The sequence below is a fragment of the Pantoea sp. X-Soil-OKNW-556 genome, assembly GCF_059730695.1.
The window spans coordinates 2694277-2708911 of record NZ_AP035990.1 but is presented as its reverse complement, the minus strand read 5'-3'; the positions used below and the strand labels follow the sequence as shown (position 1 = coordinate 2708911).

Annotated in this window: 15 protein-coding genes; 8 read left to right on the top strand and 7 right to left on the bottom strand. The window is 49.8% G+C overall.

Annotated features, from left to right (window positions below; translation table 11 throughout):
- The first annotated feature begins 146 nt into the window (after window positions 1–146).
- Entirely contained in the window at window positions 147–458 is a 312-nt protein-coding gene (gene fliE, locus AC6I8T_RS12790; RefSeq protein ID WP_021182870.1) for a flagellar hook-basal body complex protein FliE, read from the top strand.
- 254 nt (window positions 459–712) lie between these two features.
- Here fliE and AC6I8T_RS12785 read toward each other — a convergent pair whose 3' ends face one another.
- Window positions 713–1924, bottom strand: a complete 1212-nt coding sequence (locus tag AC6I8T_RS12785) for a diguanylate phosphodiesterase (protein WP_208724113.1) — start codon at window positions 1922–1924, stop codon at window positions 713–715.
- A gap of 286 nt (window positions 1925–2210) precedes the next feature.
- A complete protein-coding gene (locus AC6I8T_RS12780; RefSeq protein WP_208724114.1) occupies window positions 2211–2474 on the bottom strand; it encodes a hypothetical protein in 264 nt (87 codons plus the stop codon).
- Window positions 2475–2643: 169 nt separating this feature from the next.
- On the opposite strand from AC6I8T_RS12780, the gene AC6I8T_RS12775 reads away from it, so the two are divergent.
- Complete coding sequence (locus AC6I8T_RS12775) at window positions 2644–2910, top strand: hypothetical protein (protein ID WP_208724115.1); 267 nt, start codon at window positions 2644–2646, stop codon at window positions 2908–2910.
- Between the two features lie 17 nt (window positions 2911–2927).
- Here the strand turns inward: AC6I8T_RS12775 and AC6I8T_RS12770 are convergent, their stop codons facing one another.
- The gene (locus tag AC6I8T_RS12770; RefSeq protein WP_497833976.1) at window positions 2928–3167 is read right to left on the bottom strand and encodes a DinI-like family protein; all 240 of its coding nucleotides are present in this window, start codon (window positions 3165–3167) and stop codon (window positions 2928–2930) included.
- A gap of 137 nt (window positions 3168–3304) precedes the next feature.
- On the opposite strand from AC6I8T_RS12770, the gene iraP reads away from it, so the two are divergent.
- Entirely contained in the window at window positions 3305–3598 is a 294-nt protein-coding gene (gene iraP / locus AC6I8T_RS12765; RefSeq protein WP_021182877.1) for an anti-adapter protein IraP, read from the top strand.
- A 197-nt stretch (window positions 3599–3795) separates the two neighbouring features.
- Here the strand turns inward: iraP and AC6I8T_RS12760 are convergent, their stop codons facing one another.
- Complete coding sequence (locus tag AC6I8T_RS12760) at window positions 3796–4119, bottom strand: DUF6388 family protein (RefSeq protein WP_208724116.1); 324 nt, start codon at window positions 4117–4119, stop codon at window positions 3796–3798.
- Between the two features lie 150 nt (window positions 4120–4269).
- Between AC6I8T_RS12760 and yedD the strand changes: the two genes are divergently transcribed.
- Complete coding sequence (gene yedD / locus AC6I8T_RS12755; RefSeq protein WP_208725577.1) at window positions 4270–4737, top strand: lipoprotein YedD; 468 nt, start codon at window positions 4270–4272, stop codon at window positions 4735–4737.
- A 57-nt stretch (window positions 4738–4794) separates the two neighbouring features.
- Here yedD and fliT read toward each other — a convergent pair whose 3' ends face one another.
- Genes fliT through fliD form a run of 3 tightly spaced genes read right to left on the bottom strand, consistent with a single transcriptional unit; the run spans window position 4795 to window position 7008 of the window.
- A complete protein-coding gene (gene fliT / locus AC6I8T_RS12750; protein WP_021182880.1) occupies window positions 4795–5154 on the bottom strand; it encodes a flagella biosynthesis regulatory protein FliT in 360 nt (119 codons plus the stop codon).
- Window positions 5154–5561: a flagellar export chaperone FliS gene (fliS, locus tag AC6I8T_RS12745; RefSeq protein WP_497833975.1), complete on the bottom strand. Its 408-nt coding sequence runs from the start codon at window positions 5559–5561 to the stop codon at window positions 5154–5156. Before fliS ends, fliT begins: the two co-directional genes overlap by 1 nt.
- A gap of 10 nt (window positions 5562–5571) precedes the next feature.
- Complete coding sequence (gene fliD / locus AC6I8T_RS12740; RefSeq protein ID WP_021182882.1) at window positions 5572–7008, bottom strand: flagellar filament capping protein FliD; 1437 nt, start codon at window positions 7006–7008, stop codon at window positions 5572–5574.
- 337 nt (window positions 7009–7345) lie between these two features.
- Between fliD and AC6I8T_RS12735 the strand changes: the two genes are divergently transcribed.
- From AC6I8T_RS12735 to AC6I8T_RS12720, 4 genes are all read left to right on the top strand, one after another.
- Window positions 7346–8644, top strand: a complete 1299-nt coding sequence (locus AC6I8T_RS12735) for a FliC/FljB family flagellin (RefSeq protein WP_021182883.1) — start codon at window positions 7346–7348, stop codon at window positions 8642–8644.
- A 320-nt stretch (window positions 8645–8964) separates the two neighbouring features.
- A complete protein-coding gene (locus AC6I8T_RS12730) occupies window positions 8965–9948 on the top strand; it encodes a radical SAM/SPASM domain-containing protein (protein ID WP_208724117.1) in 984 nt (327 codons plus the stop codon).
- A gap of 39 nt (window positions 9949–9987) precedes the next feature.
- On the top strand, window positions 9988–10827 hold the full coding sequence (locus AC6I8T_RS12725; protein WP_497833974.1) for a hypothetical protein: 840 nt from the start codon (window positions 9988–9990) through the stop codon (window positions 10825–10827).
- Between the two features lie 164 nt (window positions 10828–10991).
- On the top strand, window positions 10992–14519 hold the full coding sequence (locus AC6I8T_RS12720) for a glycosyltransferase (RefSeq protein ID WP_208724119.1): 3528 nt from the start codon (window positions 10992–10994) through the stop codon (window positions 14517–14519).
- Window positions 14520–14635 lie beyond the last annotated feature (116 nt).

Below are 14635 nucleotides of genomic sequence, written 5' to 3'. Positions count from 1 at the left end.
CCAATGCTTTGCATTATTTTCTGAATCGCGAAATTTGATGGGCGAAAAAGCCGGGGTTTTTGCGGTCATTTAACGCCTTTGTCTTATTGACAGTGTGATAACTTTTCCAGCGTGAAAAAATGAATCATCTTCAACGAGGTAATGGCATGTCGATTCAGGCAATTGATGGTGTTCTGCAACAGCTTCAGCTGACGTCGTTGCAAGCCAGCGGCCAGCAGAGTGACGCCACTCAGCAGGTGGACTTTGGCGCAACCATGAAAGCGGCGCTGGATAAGATCAGTGAAACGCAAAACAATGCGCGCAGTCAGGCACAGGATTTTGAACTGGGTAAACCGGGCGTGGCGTTAAATGATGTGATGGTCGATCTGCAAAAATCGTCGATTTCTATGCAGATGGGGATTCAGGTCAGGAACAAGCTGGTGTCGGCTTATACCGATATTATGAATATGCAGGTGTAGTCAGCATCACGCATTGACACTGCAAACAAAACGGCGCGATTCCTCGCGCCGTTTTGATGAAAAATTTATGCCCCACCCGGCGCTTATCTCCGGCACTCACAATGGCTTAGCTCTTGAAGGGGCAAGGTCATTATCTCAGACTTATCCGAAAAATACAGCGTCACGCAGGCACATTTGCCAGGTATCGTGATGCCAATCACAAGCATTTTTAACCGTGCTAGTTCATGACCCCGGATTGCGCAAGTTTTTCGGGATTAGCGTATCTCCGGCCATGCCACAGCCGGGATGCCGTTCAATTGTGGTCGGGCAAACAAAAAGCCCTGAAATTTACTGATTCCTGCCGCCTCCAGCCACATCCACTCTTCGGGTTGCTCTACGCCCTCCGCTATCACGGAAATTTCCAGCGAAGCGCAACACTTGATCATGGCATGCACAATTGCCTGTTTAGGCCCGCTTTTGTGGACATCTTTGATAATGCTGCGGTCAATTTTGATTTTGTCCGGCTGGAACTTTGCCAACAGAGACAGGCCGGCAAAACCGGCACCAAAATCATCGAGGGCCACACTGATGCCCGCTGCTTTGAGTTGTTTAATGGCGGCGGTAAATTCGTCGGCGCGTGAGATGGCCTCATCTTCCGTCACCTCAACCACAATCTGCTCCGGGATCAGGCCATTGGCATGAATTTCTTCCAGCAGGTAGTCCACCGCATTTGGCACCATCACCAGCGACATCGGCAGCAGATTAATCGACAGCGTTAATTTCGGGATGTTGAACTGCTTTGCCAGCTTAAATGCCTGGCTTTTGCATTTGAGATCAACCTCATAAGCTTGCTTGCGACTGTATGGGGCAAAAAACTTTTGTGGTGAGCCGCCATCAGCACTGCGAATCAGCGCTTCCAGCGCCAGTACTTCGCGTGAAAAGGGGTCGATAATCGGCTGGAAAGCAAAATGACACTGGACAGAAGCGTCTTGCGGAACATCGATGATTAAATTTTCCTGCTCGTCGGCGATAAATTCCCAGGTGTTGCCGGGCGGGATTTCGAAATAGTTCTCTTTTTCTCCGGCCTCGACAAACGTTCGCAGAAATCGTAATGCCCGGTCTTCAAAGGTAAGCTGGTATTTTGATGTTCCTTTATTGAGCACCGCCTGTAAAACCGTGGCTTTATCGTGTTCGCGTAAATCAAACAGCTCCATCCCGGTATTGCCAAAACGGCGCGCCGGGGCATAGTCGTGCAATAGCTCTACCAGGTTTTGATGGCGGGCGTCTTTACAGATCCGGTCATAGATAGACTGTACAGCATCGGTTGGCCCTTCCAGCAACTGAAAAAAATGCAGCCCGTCAAATAATAAAATGCCCGTCACATCCAATAATTCATTATTTCTATTGGCTTTTTCAACCATGTCTTCCAGTCTTTTCACTGGAACATGGTCGCAGAGATGGCTGCGATAAAGGATGGTTGAGAGCATGGCAGGTTCCGGAACATTATTTTTGTGAGGTCTACATTAACAGAGCATCCAGGGAAAATGTCTCAGACAGCGATTATTTATCTTGAGAAGCGTCTGAAAGCGCTCGACAGGGTAAAAAGCGCTGTTCTGTTTACGTCAAATCGGATTCTTTCTGCATCCGACCGTGTTATGGTTAACGATAAAAATATTAGATTGAAACGACAAATAAAAAGCGTAGTGTGACCTTCGTTAACGGGAGGTGAGCACAATGTTGCGTGATTATTTGAAGATTGATGATAGCGATCGCTTAGTAGAACAGAGCATACAAAGGCTCAACAATCGCGGTCAGGAAGATATTACCGAATGGCGTATTGTCGGGAAGAATGGTGAACATAAGGGCCATGTCTCCCTGTTTGATAAACTGTGCATCCAGCGGTCCTGGAATGTCAGCTACCGTATTACGCAAACCGATGTAAACGGAAGGGTTGTCGTCGATCACTTGACCGACGTGTTGTAATTTTTGCCGTAGTTTTTGTGTTACTTGACCCGCCTGTGAGCGGGTTTTTTGCATTGATACTTTTCGGCGAGTCATTTGCATGGCCGGCACACGGCAGCGAGGGCATCAGCCTCAGTAGAAAAGTCAGATCCGATTATTCCTAATGCGTTATCGATATATTTAACTACCTTTAATCACTGAAGCGTTATTTAAATGGGTAATTTTCACAGAAAAGGAATATAGCATGAGTGATTCAGAGGCAATCAAAACCAAAACTGACTACCTGCGTGATGTCACCTCACAGCTAAAAGAGATGCGTCATTATGCGCAGACCAACACCGAAACTCTTTCCAGTCACTGGCTGGCCTTTGATGCCGGTGAGTATAAAGACAAAGAATATGCCGCACGATTCGATACGTTGATTAATAAGCAGGGAAAACTGCTGGACGATATTGATCAGGCGATTCAGGATATGGAAATCGCCGTCAATCATAACGAGCAGGAGCGCTAAGCCACCAACGCGGTGATTTAGTCGGCCACCAGCCACATATCGGCTTCATCGAACATCTCCTCGATGATGCGTGACAGGGTGGCTTTATCATTTTTACTCATATCGGTCTCAATGGCGTTCCGTTCCATCGGTTTGACCCGTACCTCAAGCTCCGGAAATACCCGCTGCACGCGTTTTTCCAGTTCCTGCAAGATCATTTCGCGCGCACCGGGTAATCCTGCGACGTTGCGCTTGTCGTAAATCAGCTCCACAAACATTCAGGGCATTCCATTTAATCAATCAGAGCGTCATATTACTGTAAATAAAAACAGTATCAAGCGGCAGGAAGGGGAAAGCTGATAATTTTCTCGACCTGTCTCTCACCACGTCACTTTTTCACGCCAGGAGGGGAAGCATGCGCCAGTTGGTCGTCGATATTTTACTTAAGATGGCAAAGATGGATGTGGAAGCGAAAGAGCTGATGGCACAGGTCGAAGCGCAGTCGCTGTTGCTGGCCGCGTTATTGATTCAGGCAAAGCAGGATAATTCGCTGACCATCAGTGAAACGGTACAGGATGCGATTGTCACCGCGTCTCGCTCCTCTGAAGAGTTTTTGCAGTCTGATGTGGATCTGCTGCTGACCCATATCAATCGCCTGTTGGCAGTGGCGCGTTATGTCGAAGTGAAGGCGATAGAACGTGAAGAGTAAGTGAAAAAATAGAACCTCTGGAGGTGGAAATCCAGCAACACCTCCAGAGGCGGTGCAAAAGCACCATTCGTTCAAGGACAATCTACGACCGAAGTCGTAGAACTAACTTATACAAGTTTTTCGTCCTTGTACAACTTTATCCTGATCATTTTGAGTGGTAGGAGGTGTGAAATCGCGACCACGCAAAACTGAAGTGTTTAAAGTTCGTTCTTAATACAGAACTCTTCCCACGTCATACCTAACGCCGCCGCGTGAGATTTCAGGTAGGTTTCGATGGCCTCTGCGGCCACCGCTTTATCCGGTTCGGCGAGCTGAATAGAAAACAGCATGCCGTCGAGGTTCTTCTGGCGTAAGAACGCGGCATAGATACGTTCTGCGTGCCACTGGTGCAGCGCAGTCAGGGTCATGCCCGCTTGCTGCGCATCATTCTCTGTCAATTCATCCAGCGCCGCCTGGAAATCAGGATGGGCGGCAAAAAACATTTCTCGGGCCTGGGCGTAATATTGTTCTGGCGTTTTCATGCGGAGGTTCCTGCTAATAAACTCGGCGCGTAGTGTAGCGCGCATGCGTCAGCTTGTCAGGAACCAGCCAGATCCTGTGCAGATACCTTGCGCAACGCCCTGGAAAAATTATAACGTAGCCGCCATTGAAGCGAGTGTAGGGATCGAATGATGAAAAAGTGGATGGTATTGACCGCGCTGGCGCTGACGGGGTGTGCGCAAATCAACAATTATGAAGCGGCGGTGAAGACGCCCGCGCCAGCGGAATTGCAGGGCTACTGGCAAACGGTCGGTCCCCAACGCAAGCTGGTGAGCGATCAGGCAATGGGCAGTCTGATTATTGGCGCACAGGGCGATACGCTTGATTGCCGCCAGTGGCAGCGCGTTATTGCCAAACCCGGCAAGCTGACTCGTCTGGATGACCAATGGGTTAACGTGACACGCCAGGTACGTGTGATGCCGCTGAGATTAAATAATGGTGAGCTGCGTTACGATGGCTTGCGGATGCGTAAAGTGGACCGTCCAACCGTTGAATGTCAGCAGGCATTAAAAGAAGTCGCCGCACGACCAAATGACGATGTGATTCAGAATATTGAACCTGAGATTTTGCGTCCGACGCAGAGTGCCGCACAGAATTAATCGTTGAAAAAATAGCGGCAGGGAAAGAGGTTTCGCTGCCGCTACTTCAGGTAACACTCAGACTGACTGACGTGGTACCAATACGCTGCCTTGCTTGCCGTAGGCGCTCATCATGGTTTTCTGCCGTGATGATTGTCCAACCAGCTGTGCCAGTTCATCCAGACGTGCCTGTAACAGGCGTTTGACTTCACTCTCATTGTCAAGGATATGGCGTAGTACCGGGCGAAGTTGCTCCTGAGTTTGCAGCGAAGGTGCGTTATCTTGCGTCGATCGTGCCAACTGTTGCACCGCACTAACGTATTCCATCTCCTTGGTGATTAATTCATCCCATTCGCCGTCTGCGGCAAGGCGCAGCATTCCCTGGCTGAGATCGAGTAACTGCTGGTAAATGGCAATCAGATGCGGTGCGATAGTCATTAAACGGCGTCCTGAAGGTGTTGAGGTTGAGCGACTTCTTTCCAGGCATCAGCGATGTTACGTAGCAGCCCTTCAACTTCTTCGATGGCTTCTACGTCATTACGCAGATTGGCCTGTAACAGACGGCGAACCATGTAGGCGTACAGCCCTAACAGGTTATCGGTGAGTTCATCACCGCTGCCTTCTGCCAGACCCTGTTTGAGTCCGTTTTCGATAATATTGATCGCTTTAGAGAGCGACAGACCTTTGCCCTCCACATTTCCGTCCTGCAAAAACAGACGGGCGCGTACCAGTGCACTGAGCGCACCGTCAAACAGCATCACCACCAGTTGCTGCTGGCTGGCGCTCATGACGGCGCTTTCAACGCCGATTTTGGCATAGGCTTGGGTGCCATTTGCGCTATACATGAATCACTCCTTATGAGGATGAGCTACTGGTCGTCGTGCTGGAGCTGCTTGAAGAATCAAACTGCTGCGTCAGGTAGCTACTGGTACTGTTTAACTGACTCATCAAAACATCGAGGGCAGTAAACTGTGTTTTATAACGCGCGATCAGGTTATCGATACGCGTACTCATATCGTTGTACTGATCAGTCAGATCATTCAGGGTTTTACTCACGCCATCGGTGGCCGCCTGAACGATACCGGTGGTAGAAAGCCAGCTGGTCAGGTTGGTGGCGATGGTGGTGGTGATGCCAGTGGTGGTGCCATCGCCAACGATCATCTCTTTCACGCCATCCGGGTCGCTGGTCAGGGCGGTTTCCAGTTCATCAGAATCCAGCTCCAGCTGACCGGATGTCGGGTCAGTGGTAATACCGATCTGCGCCAGCGTTTTATAGGTTGAGCTGCTCTGCGCATTGGTCAGCATGCTTTTCAGCTGCGTCTGAATGGTACGCAGGGTGCTGTCACCGAGCAGCGCGCCGTTGCTGGAGTCCTGTGAATCTGAACCCACGTCCACTGCGGTATATTTGGTCAGGGTGTCGAACTGTGTCAGCAGGGTGTTGTAGGCATCAACCCAGCTCTCAATCGCGCTTTGCGCTTTCGACGAGTCTTTGGTGATGCTTAATGTCGCGTTACCGGTGGTGGTGTCATTGAGTTTGAGCGTAATGCCCTCCAGCGCATCACTGATGGTGTTGCTGCTGTTCTCAATTTCAACGTTGTTTACCGTCAGCTTGGCATTCTGAGCCGTGACGCTTTCCGTCATGGCGTTGCTGCTGGAGGTTGAGTCATATCCTACGATGCCTTGCAGGGTGTCATCGCCGGTCACGCTGATGCTGCTAACGGCATAATCGCTGCCGGTTTCTGACGACGTCAGTGACAGGCGATAGCTGCTATCACCGGTTTTAATAATGGTGGCGGTAACACCGGCATCGGCACTGTTGATGGCATCACGCATACCCGTCAATGACGTCTGATCGCTGGTCAGGGTGATGTCTTTACTGGTGCCATCCACCAGGGTAATGGTCATCGTACGGCTGCTGGCAGAGCTGTCGCCCAGCGCGGTGCTGTTGCTGGTCTGTGTTGCTGAAGTCAGGGTTTGTGCCTGCGCCAGCTGTGACACGCTAATGGTGTAGTTTCCGGCTACTGTGCTGCCAGATGTCGTGGCGCTAAAGGCACTGGAACTGCTGGTGGCAGATGTCGCAGTAAAAAGGTCTGCGTCATTCAATGCGGTATTCGCGGTCTGGAACGTGGTCAATGCGCTTTTCAACGTACCGTAAGCGCTCAGCTTGGCGGTATAAGCTGTCTGCTGAGTAGAGATAGGATCTAATGACGCTTTTTCGGCGGTTTCCAGACTATCCAGAATGCTACTTAAATCGAGGCCTGAACCGACACCCAGGGTAGAGATACTTGCCATGTTGTTTCCTTTTTATGTCGACACGGAGAGTGAATACCGGGGTTATCGGCTTTCGATGGGGAAAGTTTAAAATTATTTACCTGCGAGTAATAAAGCGAATAGCGCATATAGAGAAGGGTATTTCTGACGCTAGAAAAGTGATCATTTATATCTAAAGAAGTCAGCGGGTCGGGCGATAAACATAAGCGTGACAGGCTGAAGACAAAAATTTTTGCCTGGTACTAAAAAAAATCTAAAGGTTGTTTAAGGGCAGACGATAACAACTTTGACGGCGCTGAAGCCGGCGGGTTGAAGCCCACACCTTAACCGAAAGACTTGATTAACAGGAATATTTATCATGGCCCAAGTCATTAATACCAACAGCCTCTCGCTGATCACTCAGAACAACATCAACAAGAACCAGTCTGCTCTGTCTACTTCTATTGAGCGTCTGTCTTCTGGTCTTCGTATTAACAGCGCTAAAGATGACGCAGCGGGCCAGGCAATTGCTAACCGCTTCACTTCTAACATCAACGGCCTGACTCAGGCAGCTCGTAACGCCAACGACGGTATCTCTGCTGCGCAGACTACTGAAGGCGCACTGTCTGAAATCAACAACAACTTACAGCGTATCCGTGAACTGACCGTACAGGCACAGAACGGTACCAACTCTGATTCCGACCTGTCTTCAATCCAGGACGAAATCAAATCACGTCTGGATGAAATCGACCGTGTGTCTGACCAGACCACTTTCAACGGCGTGAACGTGCTGTCTAAAAACGGCTCAATGAGCATTCAGGTTGGTTCTAACGATGGCGAAACCATCGACATCAACCTGGAGCAGATCGACTCTTCAACTCTGGGTCTGAGCGGCTTCTCTGTTTCTAAAAACTCTCTGGATGTGACCGACGCGGTTACTCAGGTTGCCGATACTGGCGGCGTGATGACTGATGTTGACATGTCAGACGTAGCAACCAAACTGGGCGTGAGCAGCGGTACTCTGTCTCTGCACCAGATCTCTGGCACCAACGAATATGTTGTTCAGTCTGGCAGCGATTACTACTCTGTATCTGTTGATAACAGCGGTGCAGATGCCGGTAAAGTTGAACTGAACACCACCGACGTTTCTTACGGTGACGAATCTAACGGTATCGCCACTAACGGCGCGGTACAGAGCGGTCAGCTGATTAAAGTTGGCACCGACAGCAGCGGCAACGCAACTGCCTACGTCACCATCCAGGACAAAAACTACAGCGTGTCTTCTGGCCTGCTGGCAAACAGCTCCGATGCAACTGCTGCGACTTCTGGCGCAACTTCAGGTATCGAACTGAGCTCTACCGGTGGCGTGACTGCAACCACAGAATTCTCTGGCGCAGCAACTGCTGACCCGCTGGCGCTGCTGGACAAAGCTATCGCTAAAGTTGATACCTACCGTTCAAGCCTGGGTGCGGTACAGAACCGTCTGGACTCTGCTATCACCAACCTGAACAACACCACGACGAACCTGTCGGAAGCGCAGTCCCGTATCCAGGATGCGGACTACGCAACAGAAGTGTCGAACATGTCTAAAGCACAGATCATCCAGCAGGCAGGTAACTCCGTGTTGGCGAAAGCTAACGCCGTACCTCAGCAGGTTCTGTCTCTGCTGCAAGGCTAATCAGCGTAACAGGCGTTATCCAAACAGACTTGTCTGGCATAACGAGTTACTGAATCTGATTAACGTAAACGAAGGGTGTTTATACACCCTTCGTTTTTTGCTTTCTGCAAGCCAGAACACGCTCCCCAGGGTGAATATGTAGGCGGCAAATAGTCGTGAATTAGGCCTTTATCTCACGATTGAAAAGGTTTATCCGGTGTTAATTTTAATCTCATTTAACCGCCCGGATCCCTCCTGGCACTTTAGCAGAGTCATCCCATTCTGGCTTCGGTAAGAGCAGATAACTTGTCAAACCGGAGGGGATAAGCAGGAGAGTTTCAATGAACTATTTCGATCAGATCAGTTTCGGTTCAGACGAAAGCATTATGAATTTGTTAGATAATCGTCGCAGTGCGCTACTGACGGATATTCAGAAACAAATCATGTTTAAACGACACGTTGAAATCGTCAACCTTGAGCTCTCATACAGTTGTAACCGGAAGTGCGATTATTGCCCGGTAAGTTTTTCGAATCGTCAGTCAGTGCAACGCTTCATGGACCAGACTTTATTAGAAAAGATCTGTCATGAACTGGCGGCAGTTCGTTATGAGAATCGCATCTCGTTAAATCTTTATAACGAACCGTTAATGGACCTGGCACTGGAAAGCAAAATTGCTTTGATAAAACGCACGTTACCCTATACCCATGTGGCATTTAACAGTAATGGGGATTATCTGGACAGCGAACGCTTGGCTACCTTAGCTGAAAGTGGACTGGATGCCATATGTGTGACGTTACATCCCAATGCGAACGTCATACAAAGTGCATCCTCCATTTGTCGGCGAGTGCATAAAATTGTCGAGCGATTGGGTTGCGAACACTTGTTTGCCGATTTCAGTGTAGATGATGTGACGCAGTCAACGAACATTGAGTTCAGCCTGCGGGGCGTAAAAATTAAGGTTCAATGGCCAGACTGGCGCAAAAGCGGCACAAATCGCGCGGGATTATTAACAGAACATGTTGCGAGCAGTGCGATTCGTACGCAGCCCTGTGTGAAGCCATTTAGAGAATTCACTATTTTCTATGACGGTACGGTTCAACCTTGCTGCGAAAGTTTTCTTGATGACAAGACTAATCTTGCTTCAGCAGGGAGTTTACAGACGTTGTCAATCTATGACATCTATGCTGGGAAAATGCTAAGTAATTTCCGTAAAGGGTTATTTGATTTTGGCCTGAAAAAAGGAATTTGTGCTTCTTGTACTGTTGCGGACTATAGCCGTGAAGAAGATGATGCTGAACGCAAGCGTATATTACAGGCGTTATAAATCAAGGCATTTCCGGGCATTTTATCAAAGAGAAAAGACATGAGAGACATTGAAGATTTTATTACTGGTGAAAGTCGCTATTTCGAACCCATGCTGATGCGTGCAACTCAATCGACAGCAGCGCAGCGGGAACAATGGCGTACGGAGACGATTCGGGAACGCCAGGAGCGTATTTCACTTGAAGTCTTTGAACAGTTAGAGGGCCATGTTAAATACGGTCCTTTTACTGGCATGAAACTCGATCGTAATACCTGGTGGGGTAAGCTTGATCTTGCGTCACAATGTCTGGGTTTATATGAAAAAGAGATTCTTGATATTGTCGGAGAAATAAATCCCGATCAGTACAGCCGATTTATCGATATTGGTGCTGCTGATGGGTATTATGCTATTGGGATGCTGCTTTCCGGTAAATTTAACAAGACATCTTGCTTTGAAATAACGGAAAAAGGGCGCGAAGTCATCGCCAAAAATTGGCAAAACAATGGTTCACCCGGTGAATTGCGTATTTTTGGTGAGGCGACTGAGAAGAGTCTCGCCGCGCTATCTGCGGAGGAAAGGAACAACGCGTTTGTACTGGTGGATATTGAAGGGTTTGAGTTTGAATTGTTGAGCGAAAAAACACTTTCGTTGCTGCAATCCTGTACTGTTATCATTGAAATTCATCATTGGGTTGATGATTTTTTGCCACGTTATACAAGGTTATTGCGCACAGCAAGTCAGTTATTTGACCTCGAGCTGCTTAAACCTGTCGAGCGTGCCACACTCCATCTGGCTGAGCTGCGTGATTTAACCGACGACAACCGTTTACTACTGACTTCCGAGCGACGTCCGGGTGTTATGCGTTTCTTAAAACTTTCGCCAAAATCACCGGCCATGTGACATTCAGCAGCGCCTGATTGCTGACCAAAACGGTATGAATAGGCGGCGATTCACGGTGTTGCTCGACGGATTGAATCCAGAGAGGCTCTTTATCATGAGGAATACTCGTCTTTCTGCGCCTGACAAAGAGTGCTGGCGCAACGTATTCCAGCGAAGGGCCTCTGATGAATCACTCTCCACTTGTCAGCATTATTATCACTGCACACGTTCCCGTCTGGCTGGAGGGATCGCTTAAAAGCGCCCTGGCACAGGACTATCCGCATTGTGAGATTCTGGTCTCCGATACCAGTGGCAAACAGTTTATTGGTCAACGGTTACAACCTTATCTCAATCAGCCAGGACATACCGTCAGGCACTTAATCTTTCCAGCTGGGTACTCAACAGCACTGGCTGAAGCGATCCATTCGGCACAAGGCAAATACATTAAGTTGCTGAGTTTTGCCGATCAATTGGCACCTCAATGTGTTTCAACGATGGTCCAGGTGTTAGAAAGCCTGCCTCAGGCGGTGTTGGCTGTCTCCAAACGTAAGCGACTTGATGCAGGCGGTGAGGATGTGGCGGATACGTTATCCACAGCGGCATTTTTGCCACAACCGGGGCTGGTAAAGGGTACCGACCTGCTGCGTTATCAATGTCGTCTCAGCTACAACCTGATCGGTGACCTCAGTGCGACCTTAATCAGGCGGGAGTGCCTGTTGGCACTGATGCCAGAACCAGAGGCGCTGTTCACCCTTGAGAATGAAACATTAGCACCAGCAGGTGCACTGGTTTTGTATAGCAAATTGTTAGCACAAGGTGATGCGGTTTGGTTCCCGACCCCACTCTGTGCAGTACGCGTTTCTGATGTCCATCCTCAACCTCATCAGATCGAGGATGACGAGCCGGCTCGGACGTCGCGAGAGAGAGTGATTCAGTTTTTGCGGCAAGCATCCTGGCAGAGCAGCGCAAAAGGGCCATCAGAGCTCATCTCTGTTGCGCCCTTATCACAGCCAGCGGCATTTACGCAGCATAATGTCAGGCAGTTGCAATATCATGCACTCAGTCTCAGTACGCTTTTTCACTGGAATGCGGTACGGAGTCTGAAGCCGGTTCACCAGGCGGCGCTGCAACAGTTGAGCGATCGTTCACCACAGCCTGCGAGCCTTGCGATCATCATTATCGTCACGCCTGAAAATGTAGAGCAGCTGAATGACACGTTAACATCCCTGAGTGATTTTTCTTCGCCATTATTGGTACTTACCCCTTTATTGGTCGGTGAGGTAACTGACAATACGCAGGGAGCCCCAGCCTGGCCTGCATCAGCTGAATCCCGACTTGCGATAATTAACCAGCTCATTGCTGAACAGACGTACACTTGGTTGATGTGTGTTGAGGCCGGAACACGTTTTAATCTCTCCGGGCTAATGGCGTTGTCTACCACTTTGCCATCACGGGATGACGTGTTGGCGCTGTATGCAGATGAGTATTTCTATATTGAACAGCAACCCGCAGGTCTGGCATTCCGCCCGGATTTCAATCTGGATATGTTGCTCAGTTCACCGAAGTCCATGGCACGACACTGGCTATTTCGTCGTGAACTGTTACTCGCAGCAGAGGGGTTTGACATCAATTTTAACCAGTCAGCTGAACTGGATCTGATCGTCAAACTGATTGAATCGCAGGGGTTGAATGTCGTCGGTCACCTCGCGGAACCACTTCTGACAGCTCATCTTCGACCACGAGATATTGCGCAGGATGCACAGATTATCCAGCGTCATCTGCACAACCGTGGTTATGCAGAGGCGGAAATTGCGCTTGATGGCTACTACAACTATCGGCTGCGCTATAACCATGCTGATCAACCCAAGGTTTCCATAATCATTCTGGCCGGGGAAAGCCTGGCGGCGTTGATCACCTGTGTCACAACATTGATGGAGAAGACACGTTATCAGCATTACGAGTTGATGATCGTGGCTGACAATCAGCGTAGCCAGGAGCGCGATAACTGGCTTGAGGCGATTGCAACCGTTGATGTAGAGCGTATCCGCGTCGTGCGTTACGACGGTGAATGGCATCAGGGCGCAATGGCGAATCTGGCAGCAGAACATGCACAGGGCGAATACCTGATGTTTCTGCACAGTGAGCTAGCCATTACGGATGGCGAGTGGCTGGCGAATTTGCTCAATCACGCGCAACGCCCGGAAGTGGCGATTGTGGGAGGCAAGCAACTGTCGGCGGATAATAAAGTGCGCCATGCGGGCTTTGTCCTTGGTGTTAATGGCATCGCTGGCGATGTATTTCGCGGCCAGGACGATAAGGCTCCGTCTGCGCTTGGACGCCTACATCTCGATCAAAACTACAGTGCCGTATCAGGCGACTTTATGCTGGTTCGTTTTACGGTGTTTGCCGCTCTGAATGGTTTCGATGAAACCCTGACGCTATTCACTGACGTTGATCTTTGCCTGCGCGCCCGAAATCAAGGCTACCTGACAGTGTGGACGCCCTATGCCCGTGTATTGCGGGCGGCAGATCGAAAACGTCCGTTTGCGGGCGTGTCGATCCAGGCTGCGGCGCGACTCAAGCAACAGGAAGAGGATTTGCTGTTGCAGCGCTGGTTACCGTTAGTTGGACGCGACCCAGCGTATAACACCAACCTGTCGCAACGTGGTCGACATTTTGATATCAGCAATGACAGTGAAATGTGCTGGCAGCCAGTGAGAAGTGCGGGTTTACCACAGCTGTTACTCCATCACTCAGATACGGCGGGTTGCGGTCACTATCGTATGCTGCAACCCTTGCACGCGATGCAAATGGAAGGCAAGGCACAGGGTAATGCCTCTCTCTCATTGCTTAACCTGAGTGAGGTGGCACAGTATCGTCCAGACAGTTTGATTATCCAGCGCCGGTATGCACCTGCCTTTCATACCTGGATTGAGCGTGCCGGTAAGATTCCCGAAATGTTCAAAGTGTTTGAGCTGGATGACTATATTCTTAATTTGCCCATGAAACACTACAACCGCGCCAATTTCCGGCAGGAAGTATCGGGGCATTTACGTAAAAGCCTGAGCTATTTTGACCGCTTCGTGGTGTCGACACAGCCACTAGCAGAGGCCCTGTCGTCTTTCCACCCTGATATTCAGGTGGTGCTTAACCGTTTGCCGGTTAACTGGTGGGGAGGGCTACACAGTCTACGTGGGCAAGGGCGTAAACCCCGTGTCGGCTGGGCTGGTGGCTCCAGTCATCAGGGGGACCTGGAAATGATAGCGGATGTGGTCAAAGCGCTTGCCAACGAAGTGGAATGGGTGTTCATGGGGATGTGCCCGGAGAAACTGCGCCCTTACGTGCATGAACATCATTCAGGCGTGGACATCAGCCTTTATCCGGCCACGCTGGCTGCACTGAATCTGGATCTGGCTCTGGCACCGGTAGAGGATAATATCTTCAACGATTGCAAAAGCAATCTGCGCTTGATGGAGTATGGCGCTTGTGGCATCCCGGTGGTGTGCAGCGATGTCCAATGTTATCGCCACACTAACTTACCGGTGACTCGCGTGAAAAATCGCTTCAAAGATTGGGTCGATGCGATCCGTATGCATCTTAATGACCTGAATGAAAGTGAACGAACCGGTCTCGCCCTCCAGCGGCAGGTGCGTGAAGAGTGGATGCTCAAAGGCACCCATGTTGATAACTGGCTCAAAGCCTGGAGCGCCTGATTACTGTGGCACGCAGGCTGGGTATCCCATCCAGCCTGTTTCCTTTGATATGAAAAATGCCGCGTTTTTGCCCTCTGTTTTGGGGATTGGTTGTCACCTGTCATGGCTACTATAGA